Source organism: Mycobacterium sp. (genome assembly GCF_052145595.1).
Lineage (GTDB): Bacteria > Actinomycetota > Actinomycetes > Mycobacteriales > Mycobacteriaceae > Mycobacterium.
The window spans coordinates 1-24787 of sequence record NZ_JBKQOI010000096.1 but is presented as its reverse complement, the minus strand read 5'-3'; the positions used below and the strand labels follow the sequence as shown (position 1 = coordinate 24787).

Sequence of the window (24787 nt, the reverse complement as noted above, 5' to 3'; positions counted from 1 at the left end):
ATGCTTGCGGCTAGGGCGATATCGCATGCGCTATCGCTTTTCGGCTTCGCCTCATGGCTCGCTTCCGCCGGCGCGACCGGACCGCACCCAAGGCCTGCTCCCACGCGAGCATCGTCGTGGCCGCCAGATTGGCCGGCTTGACGCTGTCCCTGGATAGCAGCGCGGTCGCGGCGGCTTTCGTGGTCGCCGACGCCTTCGACATGTGGCCGCAGTCGAACGGTGGCTGCGGGTCGTATTCGATCGCGAGCTGGATCGCCTTCGCGCGAGCTTCCCCGCCGATCTCGCCGGCCAGCCATAGCGCGAGGTCCAGTCCGGCGGACACGCCCGCACTCGTGACGATGCCATCAGCGCGCACGATCCGTTCGTCGGCGACCGGGATCGCGCCGAACGCCTTCAGCGCGGGAACGGTCAGCCAGTGCGACGTCGCGCGCCGGCCCTCGAGCAGGCCCGCGGCCGCCAGAATCACCGATCCCGAACACACCGACGTCGTCCAATTGGCCGTCTGGTGCGCATGACGCAGCCACTCGAGCAGCGCCTCATCGCGTGCGTGCACCGGTGTCGACGGGCCGCCCGGCACGAGAATCACGTCTGGCGAAGGGGTTTCGGCGAGCGAGTGGGTGGCACCGATGACCAGCACACCGGAGTCGGCGGTGATTGGTCCGGTGTCGTGCCACACGAACCGCACCTCGGCGCCGGGCAGGTTCCGCAGCACCTCGTAGGGGCCGATCATGTCCAGCGCGGTGAATCCGGGGTAGGCCACGAATGCGATCTGGGTCATCGCGTTGTCCTCTCTGATTAAGCGAAGGCCTTGCGGTACTGGTCTGGCGAAATGCCGACCCGGCGAATGAAATTGCGGCGCATGGTTTCCGCGGTGCCGAAGCCGCACCGGGCGGCGATCGCGACGACGGTGTCGTCGGTCTCCTCCAACTGACGGCGCGCGGCTTCGGTGCGGATACGTTCGACGTAGTGGCCGGGCGCCTCACCGACCTCGTCGGTGAACACCCGGGTGAAATGTCGCGGGCTCATCGCCGCGCGGCGGGCCAGGTCGTCAACGCTGTGCAGGCCGCCCGGCTCGGCCTCGATGGCCTCCTGCACACGTCGGACCGAAGTCCGCTTGGCGCGCGGCATCCACACCGGCGCCGCGAACTGCGTCTGCCCGCCGGGGCGCCGCAGGTACAGCACCAGCCAGCGGGCGACCGTCTGCGCGACCTCGCTGCCGTGGTCGTCCTCGACCAGCGACAGCGCGAGGTCGATGCCCGAGGTGACACCCGCGGCCGTCCATATCGTGTCCGAGCTCCGCACGAAGATCGGGTCGGGATCGACGTCGATCGTGGGGAACTCGCGCGCCAAGCGCCCGGCGAAGGCCCAATGCGTGGTCGCTCGGCGGCCGTCCAGCAGTCCCGCTTCGGCGGCCAGAAACGCGCCCGTGCAGACGCTGACAACGCGGCGCGCGGTTGCGGCGACCGCTTTGATCCAGTCCACCAGCCCGGCATCGGATCGTGCGTTGTCGACACCCCCGCCGCCGGGCAGCACGACGGTGTCGATGGCGTCCGTGGGGTCGCCCGGGTCCGGCAGCGGGCTTGCCACGAAGGCCAGGCCGGTCGCGCTGGTGACCGGTTGCCCGTCGAGCGAGGACATGACGACGTCGTAACCGCCGCCGGTCAATAGCGATGCACCGGTGAATACGTCGTGAGGCCCGACCACGTCGAGCGCCTGCACGCCGGGGAAGCCGACGATCACCACCTTGCGAGTCATGCACCTAGTGTTGGCCAGACCAGGGCATGTCGTCTATGACATGTATCCCACTAATTAGGACATAGGGACCTGACCCAAGGCGGGTCCGTCGGCCTTGGCAGACTGTGCCCATGGCACAGATAACCTTGCGTGGAAACCCGATCAACACTGTCGGCGAGCTTCCTGCCGTCGGATCCCCGGCCCCGGCCTTCAACCTGACCGGAGGGGATCTGGGCCCGGTCAACAGCGAGCAGTTCAGCGGTAAGCCCGTGGTGCTGAACATCTTCCCGTCGGTGGACACACCGGTTTGCGCGACGAGCGTACGGAAGTTCAACGAGCGCGCTTCGGCCGGCGGTGTATCCGTGGTGTGCGTGTCAAAAGATCTGCCGTTCGCGTTTTCGCGATTCTGCGGCGCGGAGGGCATCGAGAACGTAAAGACGGCATCGGCGTTCCGTGACAGCTTCGGCGAGGACTACGGCGTCAGCATCACCGATGGTCCGATGGCCGGGCTGCTGGCGCGCGCCATCGTGGTGATCGGCGCCGACGGCAACGTCGCGTATACCGAGTTGGTGCCGGAAATCGCGCAGGAGCCCGACTACGACGCGGCGCTCGCCGCGGCCGGCTGACCCTCCGCCTGCACCCAGGCTGAAACTGGGGCGGCCTTTTCCGGCGTGTTGGGTACGTAGATGCAGTGTCGCGGCAGCAATCGCCACCGCTGCCGGCGTTCACGAGCCACGCGGGTCGATCAGGTCACGGAAGGCTGCCGCGGGGTAGACGGACGCGCCCAGGCTTGCGACGCGATTGGTCAGCCCCTTGTCGGATGTCACGACCCGGATTTCGTTTCGCCGGGCGTCGGCCTGAACCAGCCGGACGATCTGGTCGTCGGCCGAATTAGCGGCCGCCTTGGGCGCATACGCGACCTCGATCACGGATGAACTGATCGGGGTTGCCGGCGGCCGCTCAAACACCACCGTCACCTCGTCTCCTTGAATTGCCGCCCATCGGTCGAGCCTGTCCACCAGCGCGACCATGGCGCCACCACGGTCCTTCCACCAACCGTCGGGGCGACTCCCGATCACATTCATGCCGTCGACTATCCACCGCACGAACTCCACGGTAGGGCGACCCCCACTCGGAGAAGTCATTTCCATAACAGCGCAAGGCTGAAAACGACCAGCACGGTCAGCATCAGCAATTGGGGCCACGGTCGCCACGGCGAATCCTGGATGGCGTACGACATTTCCTTGAGCGGCGATGTCTGCGGCGGGGCGGCACGCTGCGGTGGCACCGGGCGGTGGAACTGGTGGAAGTACAACTGGATGAGCGTCGCGCCGATCCACAGGGCGCCCAGGAAGCTGACGGGGTCGATGCCGCGCCACAGCAGCAACACGGCGATCGCCACGGTGAAAACCATCAACACGACGTCGGACGTGGTGGTGGCCGAGGGCTTGTCGCCGTACTGCTTGTCCAACAAAGCGCGCCGGCGGCGATACGGCAGTGCGAAAAAGGCGAACTTGGTGATGACGTGCAGGCCAAGTACGACGACGACCACGGTGGCAACGGTGTTGAGCATGAAGCCTCCCTGGCGCCCTCGAGTGGTTGGTACGGTCACCGGTATCGCAAACGTAATCGATGATGGGACCGGGTTCGGTAAGGGAGAAGCGCGATGACGTCGATAGCCGACACGGATGACCGGGTCGTTGCGCTGGCCCGTGGTATGCGGGATCTCGTGCGGGCCGAAGCCGCCGAATCCGAGCGGATACGCACCCTCACCCCGGCGATCGTCGACGAAATGTGGGACACCGGGCTGATGTCCGCGTTCAATCCCGCCGCGGCCGGCGGCGTGGAACCGTCGTTCACCGAGATGATCGAAACCTGGATCGAAATGGCCTGGCAGGACGGCTCATTCGGATGGATCGGCATCGCCAATCTGCCATCGTCCTTCGCCGCCGCGGCATACCTGCCCGACGAGGGATTCGCGGAGGTGTTCACGGCCCACGACAACCGCGTCACCATGGGCGGCCAGTTCTTTCCCAACGGACAGGGGAGCGCGGTAGAGGGCGGTTATTCGTTGAACGGGGCGTGGAACTTCGGCTCGGGCATCGGCCACTCGCAGTACATCGCGGCCGGGTTTTTTCCGATGGATAACGGCGAGATGCGCTGGATCAGCGAGGGCTTCCCCGAGATGCGCGTCGCCCTGGTTCCGCGGGAGCAGATCAGCTTCAACGACGGCTGGTTCGTGCAGGGGCTGAAGGGAACCGGCTCCTACGACTACAGCGTCCAGGACGTGTTCGTGCCCGAAAGCCGGACGTTTGAGCTGTTCGTCCGCCAGCCATACCGCGGCACGTCCCCGGCCACGCGCATGGGACTGATGCCGGTGACCGCCGCGGGTCACGCGTCGTGGGCGCTGGGTGTCGCCAAGAGCATGCTCGACGACGTCCAGGAACTGGCCGCGACGAAGTTCCGGATGAGTGACATGGCATCGCTGGCCAGTCGCCCCACGTTCCAGAAAGGGCTTGCACACCACCGCGCGGCCTGGCGCGCCGCCCGTCTCCTGGTGCTCGACGCGTTCACCTCGGCCGAGGCCGCCGTCGCCGCCGGCGAAGATCTGACACCGGCCTTGCGCGCGGACATGCGGGTGGCCGCCGTCTACGCCACAGACATCGCCCGAGGCTGTGCCGAGTGGGCCCATCTGGTTGCGGGGACCAGCTCGATCCGCGAGGGCACCCGGCTGGAGCGCGCCTTCCGCGACATCTACACGGGAACCCAGCACGCCTTCATCAGCGAGAAGGTGGCCATCGATGTGGCACAGATATGGCTGGGCATCATCGACGACCAGCCGGGACTGTGACGTACGAGCCGCCAGGTCAGTCGACCCTGGTCGCGTGGACCACGTTGCAGGGCAAGTGGATGCATCCGTCGTCGATCAGCGGCAGGATGGTGGCCATCCGTTCGGCCATGTGACGCATCTGTTCGGCTTGCCCGGGCGGCATCTGGTGCAAGATCGCCTCGGGCAGCTTCCCGAAGCTGCCGCTGAAACCCGCGGTGTTGCCGAGAAAGGTTGCGGGCCCGAGGAAGTCGATGCGCCAGCCGGCGTTTCCGAAGGTGCCGCGGACGTCGGCTTCCGGCACCGCCTCCATGGGGGCGATCACGCCGTTGACGTTGTCGCCGGAGAAGCAATAGAGGAACCAACGCGCGCGCGGCCTCGTCGCACGGTGCAGCGCGGCGGCGTAAGCCTGTCTGCCGTCGTGGTCCAGGCAGTGGTAAAGGGCGCTGTCGATCACGGTGTCGAAGTGTCGGTCGTAGCCGGTCAATTCGGTGGCGTCGGCGACGTCGAATCGGACCCGGGCGCCGGCTTCGGCGGCGCGGGCGCGGGCCTGTGCGATCCCGGTCGGCGAGCTGTCCAGCCCCGTCACCGAGTAGCCCTTGCGCGCCAGGTAGATCGCGTTATCGCCGAGACCGCAACCGGCGTCGAGCACCTCTCCGCTGATCGCGCCGAGCGCTTCGAGTTCCATCAGCCGCGGCTGGGCCTGCCGGACGTCCCACGGGATGCCGTCGGGAGAAGGCGCTCCCGGGAATGCGGGTTCGCCGCGGTAGAGGCTTTCATACGATTCGCTGTTGTGACGGAAGGCTTCTGATGCGGAAGGGCTCACCGTTGGCACGCTACGCCGACCGTGGCGTTAGCATCAGCGCATGCGCGGCTCAAAGATCCTGATCACCGGCCCGACCGGTCAAATTGCGACTCCCATCGCCCGGGCCCTCGCGGCCGATAACGAGGTGTGGGGCATCGCCCGTTTCACCAATCCCGCCGCGCGAGAAGGCCTCGAGAAGGCCGGCATTCGGTGCCAGACGGTCAACCTGGCCGCCGGTGACCTCACCGGTCTCCCAAATGACTTCGACTACGTGCTCAACCTGGCGGTGGCCAAGAGCGGGAGCTGGGACAAGGACCTTGGGGCGAACGCGGAGTCCGTCGGCCTGCTGATGGCCCACTGCCGCGGCGCCAAGGCCTTTTTGCACTGCTCCTCGGCGGCCGTTTACGACCCTCCCGACGACGAACCCCGCACCGAGCGCGCGGCCCTGGGCGACAACCACAAGTCCTTGTTCCCCACCTATTCGATCTCCAAGATCGCCGGAGAGGTCGTCGCCCGGTCGATGGCGCGCGTTCTCGAAGTGCCCACCACAATCGCCCGCCTCAACGTCCCGTACGGCAACAACGGCGGGTGGCCCTACTACCACATGGAGATGATGCTGGCCGGCATCCCGATCCCGGTCCCGCCCGGCGGGCCGGCCCGCTACAACCCGATCCACGAGGACGACATCATCGCGACCATCCCGAAGTTGCTCAAGGTGGCGTCGGTCCCGGCGACCACGGTCAATTGGTGCGGCGACCAGACCGTCAGCCTCCAGGAATGGTGTGGCTACCTCGGCTCGCTCATCGGCAAGGAACCCGTATTCGAGGAGAGCGCGCAGGCGCTGCGCGGTAACCCCACCGACGCCACCCGGATGCACGAGCTCGTCGGCGGCACGACGGTCGACTGGCGCGACGGGGTTCGCCGGATGGCGGCCACGTTCCATCCGGAGCTGGTCGGCGCCTAGGGACAGCGTCGATCACAGATGAGCCAGGAGCCGCTCGGCGAACGTCTCGGGATGCTCCCGGTGCATGAAATGCCCACCCCGAACCTCCTCAACGATGTACTCGTTCTCGAACATCCGCGCGGCGCCTCGATAGTCCGATGGCTCAGCGACCGGATCATCCAGTCCCGCAAAGGCAACGACCGGCACCGTGATCCGCGCCTTCAGCGATGCGCTGGGTATGGGGGAGAGCTTTCGGTAGTAGCCGAACGCCGCGTTCAAGCTTGCCCGGTTGGAGAAGCTCGCGCGAACCGCGTCGAACTCTTGCGGCTCCGGCTTCCACGTTGGGGACCATCGCCGATAGATGGCGGGCAGCGCCGCGAAGTCGTTGCGCGCGAAGCGGTCCGCCGCCCCCGGCAATTTGTATGCCGCAAAGTGGCGGACGCCCCAAAGCTTCTTCAGCGACGGCTTGAGCGCCGCCGGGTGCGGAATGCCGATAACAAAAAGCCTCTTCACTCGATCCGGTCCGAGCGCGGCCGCACCGTACGCGGCCGAGGCCCCCCAATCGTGCCCGATAACGATGGCGTCGCGGGCGCCGAGCGCTTCAATCAGTGCGAGCGGGTCGCGCGCCAGGGTTTCTTGATCGGCATCCCGGGTTGGGATCTCGGTGGGGTCGTACCCGCGCATATACGGGCTGACCGTGCGGTATCCCTTGGCGGCGATGCGCGGGCGAAGATCGTCCCAGGTGTGCGCCGTGTCCGGGAACCCGTGCAGCAGGAGCACGAGCGGCCCAGAGCCGTCCTCGAGATAGGCGAATCTCAGCCCGTTCGCCGCGACAAAATGGATCTCATCGTCCATCACATGGGGACATTACGCGTCCGCCCGGGAGTACCGCCCCAAAAGGGAAAGTTCCGAACCCTTTGCGGGTTCGGAACTTTTGGGGTGATGTCCTGGTTGATTCCCGGGTTCAAGATCCCTTGCTGTAGCGGGTGAGGAACCCGACTGCCGCGACCGCCGCGACGGCGCCGATCACGCCCCACAACACCAGTGGGAAAACCATCGACCCCAAGAACCAACCAAACGTCATGCCGATGTACAGCACCCAGATCAGGCGGAACACGCTCCACAGGGCGATCAGGCCGGCGCTGATCCCGATGTACAGGCTGCGCTGCCGATCGACGCGGTTGATCTGTTCTTCGATGCTGGTGGGTACAATCTTCATTTGATCTGCCTTCCTTTCATGAGGTGCCGCCCCGTTGGCGTCGGCCTTGCGTTAAGTACAGATCGTCGGGTGGGCTACCGATCCCAACTACGTCCGCACGACGCAGCCTCGGAAGTGGGTCGTCTGGGCGGCATTACCCGCATTTCTGACGTAAGACAGGGTCGGGTGACACTGCGTTTGGGTAATGACCTCTCTTGTGGCACCCACCACCCAGCTAGGTCGACTTCAGTTACCGAATTTTTCACCGGGAGCGATACGCAGACACGAACTCTGATTCCTGCCGCCATAGCGGTGACGGCCACCGCCGTCCCCAGAAAGGAATGATCCCAATGATGACCCCGATCAAGCTCGCCGAGCAGATCATTGAATCGCTTTTAGCGGTGGTCGGCATCCGGGTTGGAACCGAGGAGCCGAACTACACGCGCCGCCAACTCACTGACACCGTGGAAATACGCCGCTACGGTCCGCGGATCGCCGCCGAGACGACGGTCGTCGGCGACGAAAACCGCGCTCGCAATGTCGGCTTTCGGCGGTTGGCCGGTTACATCTTCGGCGGCAACCGCCGCGATCAGACGATCTCGATGACAGCGCCGGTCAGCCAGCATTCGACGCGGGGCGGCCAGCAGATAGCGATGACCGCACCCGTTGTTCAGGCAACCGGCGGTGATAGCGGCTGGGTCATCCGGTTTTTCATGCCCGCGAACTGGACGATGGAGACCCTTCCCACGCCCAGCGACGATCAGGTCCGCCTGGTCACCGTGCCGCCCGAAACGGTGGCGGTGCTGAGATTCAGCGGTGACCGCAGTCCCAAGGCGGTCGCCGCCCGCACCGACGAGCTGTTCAAGGTATTGCAGGACAAGGGGGTCGACCCCACGGGAGAGGCTGAGGCCTGGTTCTACGACCCGCCCTGGACGCTGCCGGCGTGGCGTCGCAATGAGATCGCGATTCCGGTCGACCCGGAATCCGCGCCCGCCTAGGCTGCCACCGTGGAACGCAACCTAGGCCCATTCGTCGTGGTGGCGGGGATTCTCCTGGTGCTGCTGGGCATCCTGGTTTGGGCCGGTGGACTCTCTTGGTTCGGTCGCCTCCCGGGCGATATCCGGATCGAGCGCGGAAATGTGCGCGTCTACATTCCGTTGGTATCGATGCTGCTGGTCTCGGTCGTGGGCACGGTATTGCTTTCGGTCGTGCGGTACCTGTTTCGGCGGTGAAGCAGGCTGGCACGACGGCGTCCAATGTCGCTCGTGCCGGTACGGTTTGACTTCATGAGTCATGGAGCCAACCACAAAGTGGACGCCGGCCTGCTGACCGGCGTCTCGGAAACAGCCCTGGTGACGCTCTATGGCAGGGCCCATCAGGCCGGGCACCCTGACCCGATCATCGATGACCCGATGGCCGTCAGCCTCGTCGAGTCCATCGACTTCGACTTTGAGAAGTTCGGACGCAAAGGCCAGGAGATGGCGTTGCGCTCACTAGCGGTCGACCGGTGCGCAATCAGGTACCTGACCATGCATCCCAAGGCGACCGTCGTCGCGCTTGCCGAAGGCTTCCAAACTTCGTTCTGGCGCCTGGACCGCGTACTGCCCGACGCGCAATTCGACTGGGTTTCAGTAGATCTGCCTCCGGTCATCGAACTTCGACAGCGCCTGCTGCCGCATTCGGCGCGGATCACTTATCTGGCTCAGTCTGCTCTCGACTACACCTGGATCGACAAGGTCGACGGCAGCAACGGCGTGTTCGTCACCGCAGAAGGCCTGATGATGTATCTGCAACCGCAAGAGGCGATGGGACTGATCGGGGAGTGCGCCAAGCGGTTTCCCGGCGGGCAGATGTTTTTTGACCTCCCGCCGACCATCGTCAAAAGGGTCGCACGGAAGGGGCTGCGTTCGTCCAAGCGCTACCGGGTGCCGCCGATGCCGTTCAGCCTCTCAGTGCGTCAATTGGCGAATCTGGCGCACACCATGCCCGGAGTCCGGGCGGTACACGACGTGCCGATGCCCAAAGGGCGGGGATTGTTTTTCGGCACGTTGTACCCCGCGTTCTGGCAGTTCCCACCAACGAAGCCATTCCGCGGTGCCTACGCCCTGCTCGAATTCGGCTGACCGTCAAGCGAAAACAGCGGTTAGGCGATTTTGACCACGAGCTTGCCGACGTTTTTGCCGTCGAACAGCATGTTGATCGCCGTCGGCAGCTGCTCAAAACCCTCGACGACGGTCTCTAGTGGCGTGAGCCTGCCTTCGGCGATCAGGCCGGCGATCTCGCTGATCGCCTCCGGCGAACGCCCGAAGTGGTCGAGGACAATGAAGCCCTGCAGGGTGGCGCGCTGAAGGAGCAGGTTTGCAAACGCGCGCGGTCCCGGCGGGGGGTCGGCCGCGTTGTAGCCGGAGATCAGTCCGCAGAGCGCGACGCGGGCATGGATGTTCAGCCGCACGAAGACCGCGTCCATGATCTCACCGCCGACGTTCTCGAAGTCGACGTCGATGCCGTTGGGCGTCGCCGCCGCGAGCTGCGCGGCCCAATCGTTGGCGCGGTGGTCGACAGCCGCGTCGAAGCCCAGCTGGTCGGTGAGCAGCGCGCACTTCTCGGGTCCGCCGGCGATCCCGACGACACGCGCGCCGTCGGCCTTGGCGAGCTGACCGGCCACCGAGCCGACCGCGCCCGCGGCGGCCGAGACGACGACCGTCTCGCCCGGCTGCGGTTTGCCGATGTCGCGGATCCCGATCCACGCGGTGAGTCCGGTCGTCCCCAGCGCGCCGAGGTACGCGCTGGGTGAGACGCCCTCGGCGAGGTCGACCGGCGTCAAAAACGACGCGTTCGACACCACCGCGTACTCCTGCCAGCCGAGGAGACCTTGCACGGTCTGCCCGACCGGATAAGTCGGATTCTTCGACGCGATGACCTCGCCCAGGCCGCCCGCGCGCATGACCTCGCCGATACCGACCGGAGGCAGGTACGTCGGAGTGTCGTTGATCCACGTGCGGTTCGTCGGGTCGAGTGAGATCCAGTCGACACGAACGAGCGCCTCCCCATCGCCGAGCTCGGGAACCGCCTGCTCGCTCAGCTCGAAGGTGTGCGGCCCGATGCGTCCGGAGGGTCGTTCGCGGAGTAGGAAGCGACGGTTTTGTTGGGCCATCAGCGCACCGTACCCAAGGTCGATTTGGCCAATCAATTACGGGCACGCGAGACGGTGTGCGCTCTAACCTGCAAAAGGGGGCCGCTCGACGAGGAGGTGGGCTTGGTGAACGTGGTGTCGCGAGTTGTCCTGGCGCCCATAGCAGTGATCACGATGGCCGCTTTCGTCGTGGCCGCACCGGCGGCCGCCGATCCGCCGCCCACCCAGGTGACCACCGTGGTGGCCGTCGGGTCCAACGGCCAACCGATCAACGGTTACCAAGAGGCGCCACCGGAGGGCAACGTCGCGGCCGTCGACGACTGCACGACGCCGTCGCAGTCGGCGGTGGCCGACAACATCTACTCCTGCTCGCCGAGCGCGGCCAGCGCCGGCACCTGCTGGCCGTCGACATCTGGGTCGCTGTTGTGCGTGGTCAATCCCTGGGACAAGCGCTTGTATCGGGTGACTTATGGCAGGCCGCTTGCGCCCGTGCATCCCATCGCCATACCGGAGCCGTTCGCAATGCTCCTCGACGACGGCACGCATTGCCTGATGCGCAACGGCGGCTCCTGGGGTGGGCGCGATGACGGATACGTCGGCACCTACGCATGCGGCAACCCCGGCGAAAACCCGGCCGTCCTGTGGCTCCCCAGCCAGGGCCCCGGGACCTGCATCGACCGCTCAACACCGGTGTGGACGGTCAAGATCGGTCAACTGGGCACACCGACCACCCACTTCCCGCCGCCCCAGACCCACGCGGTGACCGCCGCCTGGTTTGCCGGGAATTGAGAACCGGCCACCCCAACGGGGTCGGTCGGCGACCGACCGTGCCACGGCGCAACCCGCGGATGCTATAACGCAACGTATGTCAGGGGGCTCGATCACTCATGTTTCCGATACGGCCCGGTGGACCGCATTGCACCGGGCGACCGAATCAGCCCGTCCCGATGCGCTGTTCAGCGACCCGCTCGCGGAACGCCTCGCCGGCGAACACGGCCGCGCCATCGTCGCCCGCGTCCCACGGTCGACTCGCAACGGTTGGTGGCTCGTCGCGCGCACCAAAATCATCGACGATGCCATCGCCGAAGCGATCGCCGACGGCTGCGACCGGGTGCTGAACTTGGCTGCCGGTTTGGACACCCGGCCGTACCGTTTGCAGCTTCCGGCTGACTTCACGTGGGTGGAGGCGGATCTGCCGAAGCTGCTCGAGGAAAAGACGCAGCTGCTCGCCGACCAGGCACCGCGGTGCCGGTTGACCCGGGCCGCCGTCGACCTGGCCGACCCGCAGGCCGGAAGCGCCTTCTTAGACGACGCGCTGGACGGCGCCACGAGGGCGCTGATACTGACCGAGGGTCTGTTGATGTACCTGGAAGACCGTGACGTCGTCGCCCTCTCGGACGCGTTCACGCGGCCCGAGGTCGGCTGGTGGATGCTCGACTTCGCCGGTCCGGGCCTGAAGAAGATGATGAACAAGAAGATGGCCGGCATGTTCGAGAACGCGCCGTTCAAGTTCGCACCCGAGAACGGGCTGGCCTACTTCGAAGACCTCGGCTGGCGCACCGTCGAAGTGGAAGCGCTCTACATCGCCGCCCACCGGTTCCATCGCCTGCCGCTGTGGATGCGCCCGATCACCTGGCTGCCCCAGCCGGACCCGCGTCACCCGGGCGGCAGGGCCTGGAGCGCGGCGGCCCTCCTCACCCGCTGAGCCGCGGTCGATTACCAGACGCGTATCCAGTCGATGAGCATGTCGGCGGGATAGGTACCCGGCCCGGGATCGCCACCACCGGAACCGGCAACCGCAAGGTTGAACACCGGAAAAACGGTGTAGCCGGGGCCGTTGAACGGCCAGTCCGGTAGGGAACTGGCCGGCACGTCGAAGTAGGGTTGCGCGCCGTCAACGTAGTCTTTCCAGAAGCGGATGCCGGCCTCGTCCCACTGGGTTCGCCACGTGTGCCAGCCGCTGTCCACCGCGATGTTGTGCGTCTTCCATTCGCCGCCGTTTGCTCTCGCGTGGACGGTGGTGGCCGAGGGCCAGTTGCCGTTGCCGTACCACTCCATGACGTCTATTTCGCCCTGATCCTCGTTACCCAGCCAGTAGGCGGGCCAGGCACCGGCGGTTAGGCAGGCGAGCTTGATCCTGGCTTCCCAGGTGTGGCCGACACCGCCGCGCCAGAGGCTTTGCACCTTGCCGCTGTAGTACGTGGGTCCGTCTTTGGCTGCACGCAGGATGAGGTTGGACTTGCCGTCGACGAACACGTTCTGGCGATTGTCGCGGTACTGCCCGATGTTCTCGGGTCGCTCCCAATACGTCGGATCCTTGATTTGCTCGCGGGCTTGCGCCACGGTCCACTTCGACGGATCGGGGGCCGAGCCGGCCGGGCCATCGAATTCGTCCTGGAAGATGTACGTTCCGGCCTGGCCGCTGGGCGCCGCCGGAAGCGGCCCCCGGGGCGGTTGGGCCCGGGCCTCGGGGACGGGCAGCGCAGCTGCCAGCAGGCCGATCCCGGTCGTCAGCATCATCCGACGGCGCTCTATCTCCGGCATAAGCAAGGCACGATAGCAGCCAACGCTGTACGGGGTCGAAACGGCGATTCTGTCGGTGGCCGTCGCTAGCGTGTGGATGCGGTCGGCACGAAACGAACGACGGCGGAACGGTGGTGCGGGTTTATGCGCGGATCGGCCGTGGCCAAGGGGGCCACGAGTGACGCTGGACGTCTAGACGTCCCACCGCAGCGGCAGCTCGGCCAGCAGGTCTATGGGCCCACCGCAAAATCGCGGCGAGAAGTCGGGTGCTAACCCGAAGTCGGGGAGCTGTCTGAGAAGTTCACCTACCAGAATCTTCAGCTCGGCGAGCGCAAGGTGCGAGGCGGGGCAGCGTTGCGGGCCAGCGCCGAACGTCAGATGCTTCGGCGCCGTGGTCCCCTGATCGTCTTCGACGTTGGCCGCCCCCAAGTGCAGACGGACCGGAGCGGCAGCCGGGAGGCTGTAGCCGTCAACGGTGAGGGCCTTCGAAGTGTCACGCTCGATAGACGGGATCGGTGGCTGGGTCCGCAGCGTCTCGTCGATGAAGGGGGGGATCAGCGCCGGGTCGTCGCGCAGTTCGGCCTGTAAGTGTTGGCTTCGGGCAAGCCCGTAGAGACACCAGCCGATCGCGGCGGGTGTGCTTTTAAAGCCCGCGAACAGAAACGGGACGTGGCACCCCAGCACTTCGTGGCCGCTGAGCCCACCGTCGCCGCCGAGTAACTGCGCCAGGCGGCCGTGCCGGTAGTGCGCGTTCAGGAAGTAGTAAAGCTCAGCACGCGGCGCTGATCCAGGGGGGCTCTCGTCGATCGCCGACATTCTTTCGATCAGCCATACCCAGGCGTATACCGGCAGGCCCAGGAATGCCAGCAGCGCGCGTGCATGGAAAGGGTAGGCGATCTCTGACATCGCCTCGCAGCGCCCTCGCGCGGCGACACCAGCGACGGTCACCCTTGCCTGCTCCCGCAGGGGCCCCTCCATCGCGGCCACGGCGCGCGGCGTTAGCGCCTGGTTGATGGCCCGGCGATACGGAGCCGGCCCCGGCGGAGGTTTCACAAACGCCGGATTCCGCAGCGCCGCAATCACCTCTTCGCGGCCGGTGATCCAAAATTCGCCCCGATGCATCAGCACCGGGGCGCGCTCGCGCAGAAGATCGAACCACTGGCGCCTTTCCGCCTGCTCCCAATACGCGCGGTCGGCAACGACAACCTCGGGCGCATCGTCGGCCAAGATCGGGATATTTTTGGTTCCGGTCACGATGCCCCCTTCCAGTTGGCGGCGCTGAGGGTTTCCATCCCGGTCGCGAAGATCGAGGGCAACCACCCCAGCACGTCCTCCTCGCTGAGCGGCGGAGAAGCATCACCGCAGTCGGAGCCCGCGAACAGGCCCCACAGAATGCCGTGGGGCGCCGAGGACCGGTCTTCAGCCAGATCGTGTGCGGACTTGAGCAGATGCGTGATCAACGGAAGCTCATCCCCCGCCGAGGCGGCGTATACCAAGCCCTGCGCCTGGTTATCTGGCGGCAAACCTAACACGGTCAGCATTGCCTCGCAGCAAGTATCCGCCCCGACGGCCGCAGTTGCCTCACAGGCGCCCGTGGGCGCAATGGTGTCGACCAGGGCTGTCGCCTGGGCGCGTCAGGCGTCCGCGAACCCTTCGACACCCGGTGGGCTAAGTGGCGATCTCGTTTTCGAATCGCGGCGTTCACGGCTGCCGGCTTCCGACCCGACTCCCCGAGGGTTGTCGGTGGTCTCGGCTACGGTCACGACTGTTCGGTTCCGTTGTGGGTCGTTTCCGAAGGGTGGTGGTGGTGGTGTTGCGTCCGCAGTCCGTCCGCAAAACTGCTGAGCCAGCTCGAACAGCTCGCACAGCTTTAAGGCTGCGACAAGGGTTTTCCGGCGCCGCTTTTGCAGCTAACGAAGCTGCAGCCCCAGAAAAAATTCATGGCTAATTCTCAACCTGGCGGATGGTTTGGTCTCAGGATTGGCTGGGCATTCTGGAATACGAGCCGATAACCAGTGTTGGTAGGGTTTGCGGGTTGCTCTGGGAGGAGTTGAAATCGTGGCGAACGCACCGGGGGCGACGGTTATTTTCCTGGAATCACATCCGGCATGGGTCGCGGCTCAGCGCGTCGCGCGGGAGCGCAGCGAAGCGATACGCCGCCATCCGTCTTTTGTCGCCCGGCGCCACGCCGCCGCGTCGGGTGGCGACGTCGCCCCCGTCACCCGCGCCTTCAAGCTGTACACCAGCACCGACACCCCGGCCTGAACGTTTCCGAACGTTTCCGAACGTTTCCGAACGTTTCCTAAGGGCCCTTAGGCGGATTCACGCTTGGGGCGTTTACATCGGCCGAGAGTGCTACTACGCTAGGTAGTAGTTCGATGCGGGAGAAGCCGATGCCCAGCCACTCATTGACGGCGCACCGTTCTTTAACCCTGGCGATGATCGCGTTCGTGGCGGCGTTCACCGTCCACGGGATCGATCACCTTCGGCGGGGGATGGCGGCATCGCCGCCATCAATCATGATTGGCGGGATGATCCAGGGGTTGTTCGTGCTGGTCGCGCTCGTGCTGGTCTTGCGTCAACACCCGCGTGCTTCCCAGGCCGCAATCCTCGTGGGTCTCGGCAGCGCGGCGCTGTTTACCTATGCGCACGTGCTGCCCACATTTCTGCCGGGCTATCAGGACAGCTTCACCTCGGGACCGCGGATCAACGTCACCTGGTTCTCGTGGCTCACGGCCGTCGCCGAGATCGGGACCGGGCTGATACTGGGCTATGTCGGTCTGCAGGTCGGTCTGCACGCACAACGGCGTGCCGTCTATCCATCGGCTCTAGGCGGCCGGAAGACCCATTAGCCGAATTAGCTGCGCTTGCAACGAGCCATATTGCGGGACAACGTAATTACGAAGGCTGCGCAACGACGGAGACGTCGGCATAATCCTATTTGTGCCGCAAACACACAGAGCGAAGGCGCTCGCAAACCCAGCTCAGCCACATAGCGCGCTCATCCACGAGTTGGAGCGCTACATCGAGGCCCACAATCCCGACGTGAGCGACGTCAACGTGGTGAGCGCGACCGACACGGGTCAGGCTGACACCACCCACAAGCCCGTGCGGCACTGGTACCAGGTCACCTACGAAGCGTGAGATTGCCAACTGGCTGCTAACCGGCCGCTACGGCGCCGGTTGCGCCCAGTTGTCGGCCCAGGCCTGTAGCGGTCCCAGCGCCGCCACCAGTAATTGCCCTTGGTCGGTTAGGTGATAGCCGCCGCCGGAGTGGTCGACGATGTGCAGCGCTCGCAGCTCTTTCAGGCGGGTGTTGAGCGACCCGGGATTCATGCCGGATGCCGACTGCAGGGCGCGAAAAGTCAACGTATCGCTGCGCAATTCCCACAGCACCCGCAGTGCTCCGCGCCGGCCCAGGGCATCGAGGACGACCATGATCGGCCGACCCGAAGTCGATCCCCGTACCGGCGACCCGATCCGCGGAGCTGTCACGCTACATATTTTGAAGCATCGCAGCGTAGAGTGCCAGCATGGACCGCTACAAAAACCGTAGCGGACGCATCGCGCCCGCTCCTTCGCCCTTACCCGCCGACATCCAGCAGGCCATCGACGCCGTCATGCGTGGCAACCCGCCGTTGCTGCTGTTCACCACATTGGCCCGCGATCGCCGGCTGTTCTTCAAATTCTTCAGCTCCGGCCTGCTCGACCGGGGACACCTGACAATCCGTCAGCGCGAGATAGTCATCGACAGGGTCACCGCGGCCTGCGACGCCGAGTACGAGTGGGGAGTGCACGTGAGCACCTTCGCGACCAGGGCGGGCCTGAGCGAGGAACAGATCGCATCGCTGACAACCGGAGGGCCAGAGGATCCTTGCTGGGACGACGCGGATCGTGTCCTGATTCAACTGTGCGACGGCTTGCACCGCAGTTGCACGGTCGACGACGACCTGTGGGCACGGCTGAGCACATACCACAGCGACGAGGCCATCCTGGAGCTACTCATGCTGGCCGGTGCCTACCGGACCGTCAGCTATCTCGTGAATTCCCTGCGTCTGCCCCTCGAAGACGGCGCGCGCACGTTCTCGACCTAGCAAACCCGATCGCTGACCGAGCGAAGATCGACTAGAGCTTGCTCGCGACGAAGTCGGCGGCCTGGTTGGCCATGCCCGCCTGGATGTAGGCGCTGGCGAGATGTTGTGGCCAGTTGTCCTGCCAGGTGTGTGGGTCGGCCGGGTTGCAGACGGGATCGTCGCCGTGGCACAACTCGATCGTCCTGTCGTTGTAGATCGGGCTGAAGTTGGTGATCGGGCCCACCCACTGGATTCCGTTGCCGAACAGCGCGACGGCCGCGACATGCTGATCGGTGCCCTCCGGCAGGGGGTTGTCGAAACCGAACGCGGAGAACGGCACCGCGAGCACCACGTCGGTGACGGCGGCGCCCAGCGAGTAGCCGCCGAGCACCAGCCGGGTGTCCGGGCAGTTGTTGACCATGTACTGGACGTGCTGGCTCATGTCGTTCGCGCCGACGTCAACCTCCGTGTCGGCTGGGTACTTCACGGCGTAAACGCCGACGTTCTTGTTCGGAACCTTGGATTGCAGCGCGTTGACGAACGCGTTACCCAGCACGCCCGTGCCCGGTGATTCCTGCCGGCCCCGAGCGAAAACGACCTGCACCGCCGGACAGTTCGCCGCGGCGGCAGACCGCGCGGCACCCGGCACCCCGGACGGCAGCACCGCAGCCGTCAACGTCAGCGCGGCCGCGGTAACAACCGCCGCCAGGCTGACCTCAACCCATTTGCGAGCTGGCAAGACGCGCACAGCATGAATAGTAAAGCGATCTGGCCCGAGCCGCTGGCCGGCCGGAAAGAACACCGCGCCGGTTGCCCGGCCTGTCGGTGCGACCACGCCGACCGATAGGTTCAACGGATGAGCCGCGCCGATGTCAGTTCAACCGAGCGCCTGTTCGCGCTGGCCGAGCAGGTGCGGGGTTTCATGCCGGCCGACGAGGGACGTGCGCTTTACGACGCCGCGGTGCAGTACCTCGACGGCGGTGTCGGTGTCGAGGTCGGTACGTATTGCGGCAAATCCACCCTGTTGCTGGGCGCGGCGGCGCAACAGACCGACAGCGTGCTCTACACCATCGACCATCACCATGGTTCGGAGGAACACCAAGCCGGCTGGGAATACCACGATGCCTCGCTGGTCGATGATGTCACCGGACTGTTCGACACGCTGCCGACGTTTCGTCGCACGCTGGACGCCGCCGGGCTGGACGACCACGTCGTCGCGATCGTGGGCAAGTCGCCGATTGTGGCCCGGGGGTGGCGGGCACCGTTGCAGTTCTTGTTCATCGACGGCGGCCACACCGAAGCCGCGGCCCGTCAGGACTTCGACGGCTGGGCGAAATGGGTGAGCGTCGGCGGGGCGCTCGTCATCCACGATGTGTTCCCGGACCCGCGCGACGGCGGGCGGGCGCCGTACCAGATCTATTGCCGCGCCATCGATTCCGGTCAGTTTCGGGAGGTTTCGGTGACCGGGTCGCTACGGGTGCTCGAACGCACCGGCGGCGCGCCGGGGGAGCAGATCGTCAGGATTTAAGTCACCGGCCGGGGCCGCTGACCACGCATTCGCAATCGAAGTCGGTTTGCAGGCCCATCGGCAGCCCGTCGCCGCGGAACACCCGACTGCCACCCGTGGTGTTCGACAGCGCGTCGGCCGCCAGGATCATCGCCGCCCCGGTCCAGGTGGTGCGCTCCTCGGGCCACCGCTTCCCGTCAGCGAATACCAAGCCCGTCCAGTACGAGCCGTCGTCTTCGCGCAGGTGCTGCATCGCGGCGAATTGCCGGTGTGCCGCAGAGCGGTGGCCGATCGCGTCGAGGGCCATCACCAGTTCGCATGTTTCGGCGCCGGTCACCCAGGGCCGGTCGTCGACGCAGCGGATGCCGAGACCGCTGACCACAAAGTCGTCCCAGCGCTCTTTGATCCGGGCGGTGGCCGCCGGGCCCCGCAGTGCACTACCCAGGACGGGGTAGTACCAGTCCATCGAGTAGCGCTCCTTCTCGGTGAACGCCTCCGGATGCGCGCCGATCGCGTGGCCGAGTCGGCCCAGCGCCAGTTCCCACTCCGGCTGCGGTTCCCCGATAAGACCGGCCAGGGCCAGCGCGCATCGGATGCTGTGGAACACGCTGGCGCACCCGGTCAGCAGGGCTTCGGGAACGGGTCCGGTTTCGCTTCGGGCCCAATAGATCTCGCCATAGCCAACCTGTAGGTCGATGACGAAATCGATCGCCCTCTGCACCACCGGCCACATTTCGGCAGCAAACGACGCGTCGCCGGTGACCAGCACGTGGTGCCACACACCGGTGGCGATATATGCGCAGAAGTTGCTGTCGCTGTTGGCGTCCTCAACGGTCCCCGCGCGAGTCTGGATGGGCCAAGAGCCGTCGGGCCGCTGCGTCTGACGGCTCCACTCGAATGCGGCGCGCGCCGGTTCCAGCAGTCCGGCCGCGGTGAGCGCCATGGCGCATTCCACGTGGTCCCACGGATCGGTGTGACCCCCCTCGAACCATGGGATGGCGCCTGAAGATTCCTGCGCAGCGGCTATCGACATCGCGGTCTGCCGGCATTGGTCGGGAGTAAGGACACCCGGAACCGCCGGTGGGCTAAACCGATGCAACTGAGTACCCCGGGGCCGCTTCGCTTTGCGCCGCATGCTGCGCGATAAAGTACTTGGCAAAATACATGACCACGCTCTTGCCGACGAACGGGTTGAGCAGTGACTCCGCCAGTCGCGTCGCCTTCGGGCGCCGCATCAGATCCCATACCAGCAGCTTGTGGTAGGCGGCCACCGCGGGATGCCCGGCATTGGAGACGCCCACAGCGCATTTCAGCCACCAGAACGGCGAGTGCAGCGCGTGCGCGTGATGGGCGTGCGTCAATTCCATTCCGCCGCTGGTGATCTTGTCTCGCAATTCGCTGGCTCGGTAGATGCGCACGTGGCCGCCTTCGTTGCTGTGGTATTCGTCGGAAAGCAGCCAGCACACCCGCTCGGGAAGCCACCGCGGCACGCTGACCGCCAGTGTGCCACCGACTTTGAGCACCCTGACCAGCTCTGCGATGGCGGCGTCGTCTTGTGGGACGTGTTCCAGGATTTCAGAGGCGATGACGCAGTCGAACGTCTCGTCGGCGTACGGCAGGCGCAGCGCGTCACCGAGAACCACTTTCGCCGACGCCGCTCCGGGCGCCTCGCCGGTCTCGGCCATCGCGCGCAGGATGGTGTCCACGGAACGCAGTTCGGAAGTATCGCGATCGAAGGCGATGACGTCGGCGCCGCGCCGATACGCCTCGAAGGCGTGCCGGCCGGCTCCGCAACCCACGTCGATGACCTTGACGGACGGCCCGACACCGAGCCGGTCGAAATCGACTGTCAGCATCGCGCTTCGCCCTCGCTGCCGGCGCGGCGCGCGATCGCCCGTTCATAGACCCGCACCGTTTGAGCGGCCACGGCTTCCCAACTGAACACGTTGATTGCGCGATTTCGGCCAGCCTGCCCCATGCTGCGACGCTTTTCCGGCGAGTCGAGAAGCTCGCCGAGCGCGCGGGTGAGCGCTTCGACGTGGGCGGCCGGCACCAGCTCACCGCAGGCGCCATCGGTCCCCAGGACCTCGGGTAGCGCGCCCACCCGACTGGCGACGATCGGGGTTCCGCTCGCCATGGCTTCCACCGCAGGCAGCGAAAACCCTTCGTAGAGAGACGGAATGCAGGCCACCTCGGCGGATGCGAACAGGGCGGCCAGCTCGGCGTCGGAAAGCCCGCTGGTGATGTGGACGATGTCGGAGATCCCCAGTTCGGCGATGAGTTTGTGGGTGGGACCGTTGGGTTCCACCTTGGCGACGAGCCGCAACTCGAGGTCGCGGTTCATGCGGGCCCTGGCGACGGCCTGAAGCAGCGTGCTGACCCCCTTCAGCGGGGTGTCGGCGCTGGCGATGGCGATGACGCGACCGGGTTGCCGTGGTTGCGATCCCGGCTTGAACAGTTCGGTGTCCACCCCCAGCGGCACCACATGCAGTTGGTCCGGCGAGGCATCGAAGTCGGCGACAATGTCGGCGGCCGACGACGACGAGACGGTCAACAGGTCCGGAATCTGGCGCGACACCTGTTTCTGCATTTTGGAAAACCCATACCAGCGGTGCACCAAGGGCTTTCGCCACCATCGTGCCGCGGCGATGTCGAGCACCCGATCGCGCGTGATGGGGTGGTGCACGGTGGCCACCACCGGCAGCCCCATGTCAGCGATCGCGAGCAGGCCGGCCCCCAGGCTCTGGTTGTCGTGCACGAGGTCGAAATCGTTCGGCCGGTCGGCCAATAGCCGGGCAACGCGAAGCGTGAAGGTTCGCGGCTCGGGAAAGCCCGCCGTCCACACCGTCAGCAGTTCCAACAGGTCGATCGAGTCGCGGATCTCGCTCGGACGCGGCACCCGGAACGGGTCGGGCTCGCGGTATAGATCCAGGCTGGGCACCTTGGTCAACCGCACCCGCGGATCCAGCAGTTCCGGATAGGGCTGGCCGGAAAACACTTCGACTTCATGGCCGAGTTCGACCAGGCCGCGGCTGAGATGGCGCACGTAGACGCCCTGTCCGCCGCAATGGTCCTTGCTGCGGTAGGACAGCAGGGCAATTCGCATACTCAACTCTTATCCGCTGATGAAAGGCCGCGGACGGCCACCCCCCAATCCATCGCGATCAACGGGCTCCCGAACCCCGTGACAGCAAACTGGACATGTGTCCAGACTATAGTTCGGTCACCTAAACGCCGCAACGCGCCCCGGCCCAACTCAACATCAAACGCAGCGGTCACGCCCGCCACACGGGTCTCTCGCAAAAAACCCGGTGGACGATTTTGTTACCATCGCGCGGTGCAGGATTCGGCTGCGCCGACCGGACGCGGCGGACAGCGATCGGTCTCACGACGCGACGTCTTCAAATATGCCTTCGCACCGGCTCTCCTGAGTCTTGCGGCTGCACCGCTCGACGCGGGCAGGGCGTGGGCCGCCGACCTGCAGCTGATCGATTTCGCCGAGCGGCGGATCGCGCCGGATGAGATCAAGTCGGCGGGCTATGGCGGGGTGGTGAATTACGTGTCCGAGTCGCGGCCGGGCGCGAACTTCGAGGCAAAACCCATCACCCGGGAGTACGCGGACGCGTTGCGCGCAGCGGGCCTGCAAATCGTCAGCAATTTCCAGTACGGCAAACCCGGTTGGCCCGACCCGTCGGACTTCACCCGCGGGTACAACGGCGGCGCGGCCGATGCTCAGACAGCCCTGCGACTACATGCCGCCGCCGGGGGGAGTGGTTCGGCCCCGATCTTCTTCAGCGTCGATGACGATATCGACCTCAACACCTGGAATGGCGTTGCCGTCGATTGGTTTCGAGGAATCAACTCGGTCATGGGCGTGGGCCGCACCGGCATCTATGGGCATGCCCAGGCGTGTGGCTGGGCGATCAGGGACGGCGTAATAGGAAACTCGAGCACCGCGGGGCACCGGTGGGCGTGGCAGACGAGGTCGTGGTCGCACGGGGAGCGCGAACCCGCGGCGGTGCTCTACCAGTCGGTGGTCAACAGCCCGTCGAACCCGGGTCCCCTTCTCGGCGGGATAAACGTGGACGTGGACGACGTCCTGGCGCCCGATTTCGGCCAATGGGACTTCCCTCGTTGACGACACCCCGCGAGCCGATGGCTCGCGGGGTGTCGCTTTAGTGTCGATCCGGTGCCGGGTTAATTCAGGTCGAACCGGTCGTTGTTCATGACCTTGGCCCATGCCGCGACGAAGTCCTCGACGAACTTCCCCTTGTTGTCGTCCTGGGCGTAGACCTCGGCCACCGCACGCAGCACCGAGTTCGAGCCGAACACAAGGTCATTCGCGGTCGCCGTCCACTTCAGAGCGCCCGACGCCCGGTCGTGGCCTTCGTAAACGTTCTCCGCGCTCTGCGACGCCTTCCATTCGGTTCCCATGTCGAGCAGGTTGACGAAGAAGTCGTTGGTCAACGCGCCCGGCTTGTCGGTGAACACGCCGTACTTGCTGCCGCCGTGGTTGGCACCGAGGGCACGCAGCCCGCCGATGAGCACCGTCAGCTCCGGCGCGGTCAGACCCAGCAAGTACGCCCGCTCCACCAGCAGCTGCTCCAGCTGAGCTTTTTCGCCCGGCCGCGCGTAGTTGCGGAACCCGTCGGTCCGCGGTTCGAGCACCGCGAACGACTCCACGTCGGTGTTTTCCTGCGAGGCGTCGGTACGCCCCGGAGCAAAGTGCACCGAGATCTCGTAGCCGGCGTCCTTGGCCGCCTTCTCCACCGCCGCGGACCCGGCCAGCACGATCAGGTCGGCCAGCGAGATCTTCTTGCCGCCGGACGCCGAGCCGTTGAAGTCCTGCTGGATCTTCTCCAGCACCGGCAGCACCTTTTGCAGCTCGGAGGGCTCGTTGACCTCCCAGCTGCGCTGCGGTTCGAGGCGCAGCCGCCCCCCGTTCGCGCCACCGCGCTTGTCGGTGTTGCGGTAGCTCGCGGCCGCCGACCAGGCCGCCTTGACCAGCTGAGGAACTGACAGGCCGGACGCGAGCACCTTGCTCTTCAGGGCCGCGACGTCCTGATCGTCGACGCGCGCGTGGTCGACCGCCGGAACCGGGTCCTGCCACAGCTGCGGCTCGGGAATCCAGGGCCCGAGGTAGCGGCTGATCGGGCCCATGTCGCGGTGCAGCAGCTTGTACCAGGCCTTGGCGAATGCCTCGGCCAGCTCCTCGGGGTGATCCAGCCAGCGCCGGGTGATCTCGCGGTAGATCGGGTCCTCCCGCATCGAGATGTCGGTGACCAGCATCGTCGGGGCGCGTCCCGGCCCGCCGAAGGGATCCGGAATGGTGCCGGCACCGGCGCCGTCCTTCGCCACGAACTGCCAGGCTCCGGCGGGACTCTTGGTCAGCTCCCACTCGTAGCCGTACAGGTTCTGCAGGAAACCGTTGCCCCACGTGGTCGGGGTCGCGGTCCAGACCACCTCCAGGCCGCTGGTGATGGCGTCCTTGCCCGAACCGCTGCCGTAGGAGCTCTTCCAGCCCAGACCTTGTTGTTCGATCGGGGCTGCCTCCGGCTCGGGACCGACCAGGTCCCCGTCGCCGGCACCGTGGGTCTTGCCGAAGCTGTGGCCACCGACGATGAGTGCGGCGGTCTCCTCGTCGTTCATCGCCATCCGGCCGAACGTCTCACGGATGTCCACCGCCGCGGCGATCGGATCCGGCTTGCCCTCGGGGCCTTCCGGATTCACATAGATCAAACCCATGGTGGTGGCGCCGTACGGCTCCGCGAGGTCGCGCTTACCGGAGTAGCGCTTGTTGGTGCCCAACCATTCGCCCTCTTCGCCGAAGAGAATCTCCTCTGGCTCCCAGATGTCTTCGCGGCCGAACGCGAAGCCGAAGGTCTTGAAACCCATCGACTCCAACGCGCAGTTGCCCGCGAAGATGATCAGGTCCGCCCAGGAGATCTTGTTGCCGTACTTCTGCTTGACCGGCCACAGCAGCCGGCGGGCCTTGTCCAGGCTCACGTTGTCCGGCCAGCTGTTGATCGGGGCGAAGCGCTGGG

31 protein-coding genes are annotated in these 24787 nt (G+C 65.9%); 14 read left to right on the top strand and 17 right to left on the bottom strand.

Annotated elements, in window-relative coordinates:
- Positions 1-10: 10 nt before the first annotated feature.
- Positions 11-778, bottom strand: a complete 768-nt coding sequence (locus ACLP4W_RS08195) for a DJ-1/PfpI family protein (protein WP_442385640.1) — start codon at positions 776-778, stop codon at positions 11-13.
- Between the two features lie 17 nt (positions 779-795).
- Complete coding sequence (locus tag ACLP4W_RS08190) at positions 796-1755, bottom strand: GlxA family transcriptional regulator (RefSeq protein WP_442385639.1); 960 nt, start codon at positions 1753-1755, stop codon at positions 796-798.
- Between the two features lie 110 nt (positions 1756-1865).
- Here ACLP4W_RS08190 and tpx point away from each other — a divergent pair, with 110 nt between their 5' ends.
- Positions 1866-2360, top strand: coding sequence for a thiol peroxidase (tpx, locus tag ACLP4W_RS08185; RefSeq protein ID WP_442385638.1), 495 nt, complete (start codon positions 1866-1868; stop codon positions 2358-2360).
- 99 nt (positions 2361-2459) lie between these two features.
- On the opposite strand, the gene ACLP4W_RS08180 is transcribed toward tpx, so the two are convergent.
- Positions 2460-2840 carry an NYN domain-containing protein gene (locus ACLP4W_RS08180; protein ID WP_442385637.1) on the bottom strand — a complete coding sequence of 127 codons (381 nt, stop codon included), beginning with the start codon at positions 2838-2840 and terminating at the stop codon, positions 2460-2462.
- A gap of 35 nt (positions 2841-2875) precedes the next feature.
- Positions 2876-3307, bottom strand: a complete 432-nt coding sequence (locus ACLP4W_RS08175; RefSeq protein WP_442385636.1) for a hypothetical protein — start codon at positions 3305-3307, stop codon at positions 2876-2878.
- Between the two features lie 93 nt (positions 3308-3400).
- On the opposite strand from ACLP4W_RS08175, the gene ACLP4W_RS08170 reads away from it, so the two are divergent.
- Positions 3401-4585, top strand: a complete 1185-nt coding sequence (locus tag ACLP4W_RS08170; RefSeq protein WP_442385635.1) for an acyl-CoA dehydrogenase family protein — start codon at positions 3401-3403, stop codon at positions 4583-4585.
- A 16-nt stretch (positions 4586-4601) separates the two neighbouring features.
- On the opposite strand, the gene ACLP4W_RS08165 is transcribed toward ACLP4W_RS08170, so the two are convergent.
- On the bottom strand, positions 4602-5387 hold the full coding sequence (locus tag ACLP4W_RS08165) for a class I SAM-dependent methyltransferase (protein WP_442385634.1): 786 nt from the start codon (positions 5385-5387) through the stop codon (positions 4602-4604).
- A 40-nt stretch (positions 5388-5427) separates the two neighbouring features.
- Here ACLP4W_RS08165 and ACLP4W_RS08160 point away from each other — a divergent pair, with 40 nt between their 5' ends.
- Complete coding sequence (locus ACLP4W_RS08160) at positions 5428-6330, top strand: NAD-dependent epimerase/dehydratase family protein (RefSeq protein WP_442385633.1); 903 nt, start codon at positions 5428-5430, stop codon at positions 6328-6330.
- Between the two features lie 12 nt (positions 6331-6342).
- Here the strand turns inward: ACLP4W_RS08160 and ACLP4W_RS08155 are convergent, their stop codons facing one another.
- Positions 6343-7089 carry an alpha/beta fold hydrolase gene (locus ACLP4W_RS08155; RefSeq protein ID WP_442385632.1) on the bottom strand — a complete coding sequence of 249 codons (747 nt, stop codon included), beginning with the start codon at positions 7087-7089 and terminating at the stop codon, positions 6343-6345.
- A 184-nt stretch (positions 7090-7273) separates the two neighbouring features.
- Positions 7274-7528 (bottom strand): hypothetical protein, encoded by a 255-nt coding sequence (locus ACLP4W_RS08150; RefSeq protein WP_442385631.1) that lies wholly within the window; start codon positions 7526-7528, stop codon positions 7274-7276.
- A gap of 332 nt (positions 7529-7860) precedes the next feature.
- Here ACLP4W_RS08150 and ACLP4W_RS08145 point away from each other — a divergent pair, with 332 nt between their 5' ends.
- From ACLP4W_RS08145 to ACLP4W_RS08135, 3 genes are read left to right on the top strand one after another with little or no spacing between them, the layout of a single operon-like run.
- Positions 7861-8505 (top strand): SOUL family heme-binding protein, encoded by a 645-nt coding sequence (locus ACLP4W_RS08145; protein WP_442385630.1) that lies wholly within the window; start codon positions 7861-7863, stop codon positions 8503-8505.
- A 9-nt stretch (positions 8506-8514) separates the two neighbouring features.
- Positions 8515-8739, top strand: a complete 225-nt coding sequence (locus ACLP4W_RS08140; RefSeq protein WP_442385629.1) for a DUF2905 domain-containing protein — start codon at positions 8515-8517, stop codon at positions 8737-8739.
- A gap of 54 nt (positions 8740-8793) precedes the next feature.
- Positions 8794-9630, top strand: a complete 837-nt coding sequence (locus ACLP4W_RS08135) for a class I SAM-dependent methyltransferase (RefSeq protein ID WP_442385628.1) — start codon at positions 8794-8796, stop codon at positions 9628-9630.
- 20 nt (positions 9631-9650) lie between these two features.
- Here ACLP4W_RS08135 and ACLP4W_RS08130 read toward each other — a convergent pair whose 3' ends face one another.
- Positions 9651-10661 (bottom strand): NADP-dependent oxidoreductase, encoded by a 1011-nt coding sequence (locus ACLP4W_RS08130; protein WP_442385627.1) that lies wholly within the window; start codon positions 10659-10661, stop codon positions 9651-9653.
- 105 nt (positions 10662-10766) lie between these two features.
- Between ACLP4W_RS08130 and ACLP4W_RS08125 the strand changes: the two genes are divergently transcribed.
- Both ACLP4W_RS08125 and ACLP4W_RS08120 read left to right on the top strand, forming a co-directional pair.
- Entirely contained in the window at positions 10767-11429 is a 663-nt protein-coding gene (locus ACLP4W_RS08125; RefSeq protein WP_442385626.1) for a hypothetical protein, read from the top strand.
- Between the two features lie 76 nt (positions 11430-11505).
- Positions 11506-12345: a class I SAM-dependent methyltransferase gene (locus ACLP4W_RS08120; RefSeq protein WP_442385625.1), complete on the top strand. Its 840-nt coding sequence runs from the start codon at positions 11506-11508 to the stop codon at positions 12343-12345.
- 11 nt (positions 12346-12356) lie between these two features.
- Here the strand turns inward: ACLP4W_RS08120 and ACLP4W_RS08115 are convergent, their stop codons facing one another.
- The 3 genes from ACLP4W_RS08115 to ACLP4W_RS08105 form a co-directional block, all read right to left on the bottom strand.
- Complete coding sequence (locus ACLP4W_RS08115; RefSeq protein ID WP_442385624.1) at positions 12357-13184, bottom strand: glycoside hydrolase family 16 protein; 828 nt, start codon at positions 13182-13184, stop codon at positions 12357-12359.
- 171 nt (positions 13185-13355) lie between these two features.
- A complete protein-coding gene (locus tag ACLP4W_RS08110; RefSeq protein WP_442385623.1) occupies positions 13356-14417 on the bottom strand; it encodes a cytochrome P450 in 1062 nt (353 codons plus the stop codon).
- Complete coding sequence (locus tag ACLP4W_RS08105) at positions 14414-14704, bottom strand: hypothetical protein (RefSeq protein WP_442385622.1); 291 nt, start codon at positions 14702-14704, stop codon at positions 14414-14416. The genes ACLP4W_RS08110 and ACLP4W_RS08105 overlap by 4 nt, the downstream gene beginning before the upstream one ends.
- A 517-nt stretch (positions 14705-15221) precedes the next feature.
- Here ACLP4W_RS08105 and ACLP4W_RS08100 point away from each other — a divergent pair.
- From ACLP4W_RS08100 to ACLP4W_RS08090, 3 genes are all read left to right on the top strand, one after another.
- Entirely contained in the window at positions 15222-15428 is a 207-nt protein-coding gene (locus ACLP4W_RS08100) for a hypothetical protein (RefSeq protein WP_442385621.1), read from the top strand.
- 113 nt (positions 15429-15541) lie between these two features.
- On the top strand, positions 15542-16015 hold the full coding sequence (locus ACLP4W_RS08095; protein ID WP_442385620.1) for a hypothetical protein: 474 nt from the start codon (positions 15542-15544) through the stop codon (positions 16013-16015).
- A gap of 91 nt (positions 16016-16106) precedes the next feature.
- Positions 16107-16307, top strand: coding sequence for a hypothetical protein (locus tag ACLP4W_RS08090; protein ID WP_442385619.1), 201 nt, complete (start codon positions 16107-16109; stop codon positions 16305-16307).
- 27 nt (positions 16308-16334) lie between these two features.
- Here ACLP4W_RS08090 and ACLP4W_RS08085 read toward each other — a convergent pair whose 3' ends face one another.
- The gene (locus tag ACLP4W_RS08085) at positions 16335-16658 is read right to left on the bottom strand and encodes a winged helix-turn-helix transcriptional regulator (RefSeq protein WP_442385618.1); all 324 of its coding nucleotides are present in this window, start codon (positions 16656-16658) and stop codon (positions 16335-16337) included.
- Positions 16659-16696: 38 nt separating this feature from the next.
- Here ACLP4W_RS08085 and ACLP4W_RS08080 point away from each other — a divergent pair, with 38 nt between their 5' ends.
- Complete coding sequence (locus ACLP4W_RS08080) at positions 16697-17257, top strand: carboxymuconolactone decarboxylase family protein (protein ID WP_442385617.1); 561 nt, start codon at positions 16697-16699, stop codon at positions 17255-17257.
- A 31-nt stretch (positions 17258-17288) separates the two neighbouring features.
- Here the strand turns inward: ACLP4W_RS08080 and ACLP4W_RS08075 are convergent, their stop codons facing one another.
- Positions 17289-17984: a cutinase family protein gene (locus ACLP4W_RS08075; RefSeq protein ID WP_442385616.1), complete on the bottom strand. Its 696-nt coding sequence runs from the start codon at positions 17982-17984 to the stop codon at positions 17289-17291.
- A gap of 108 nt (positions 17985-18092) precedes the next feature.
- Here ACLP4W_RS08075 and ACLP4W_RS08070 point away from each other — a divergent pair, with 108 nt between their 5' ends.
- Complete coding sequence (locus ACLP4W_RS08070) at positions 18093-18764, top strand: class I SAM-dependent methyltransferase (RefSeq protein WP_442385615.1); 672 nt, start codon at positions 18093-18095, stop codon at positions 18762-18764.
- Position 18765: 1 nt separating this feature from the next.
- Here the strand turns inward: ACLP4W_RS08070 and ACLP4W_RS08065 are convergent, their stop codons facing one another.
- From ACLP4W_RS08065 to ACLP4W_RS08055, 3 genes are read right to left on the bottom strand one after another with little or no spacing between them, the layout of a single operon-like run.
- On the bottom strand, positions 18766-19842 hold the full coding sequence (locus ACLP4W_RS08065; protein WP_442385614.1) for a prenyltransferase: 1077 nt from the start codon (positions 19840-19842) through the stop codon (positions 18766-18768).
- On the bottom strand, positions 19829-20599 hold the full coding sequence (locus tag ACLP4W_RS08060) for a class I SAM-dependent methyltransferase (RefSeq protein ID WP_442385613.1): 771 nt from the start codon (positions 20597-20599) through the stop codon (positions 19829-19831). The genes ACLP4W_RS08065 and ACLP4W_RS08060 overlap by 14 nt, the downstream gene beginning before the upstream one ends.
- Entirely contained in the window at positions 20593-21849 is a 1257-nt protein-coding gene (locus tag ACLP4W_RS08055) for a glycosyltransferase family 4 protein (RefSeq protein ID WP_442385683.1), read from the bottom strand. The genes ACLP4W_RS08060 and ACLP4W_RS08055 overlap by 7 nt, the downstream gene beginning before the upstream one ends.
- A 231-nt stretch (positions 21850-22080) precedes the next feature.
- On the opposite strand from ACLP4W_RS08055, the gene ACLP4W_RS08050 reads away from it, so the two are divergent.
- Positions 22081-22881, top strand: a complete 801-nt coding sequence (locus tag ACLP4W_RS08050; protein ID WP_442385612.1) for a DUF1906 domain-containing protein — start codon at positions 22081-22083, stop codon at positions 22879-22881.
- 59 nt (positions 22882-22940) lie between these two features.
- Here ACLP4W_RS08050 and katG read toward each other — a convergent pair.
- On the bottom strand, positions 22941-24787 hold a 1847-nt coding region (gene katG, locus ACLP4W_RS08045; RefSeq protein WP_442385611.1), incomplete at its 5' end, for a catalase/peroxidase HPI.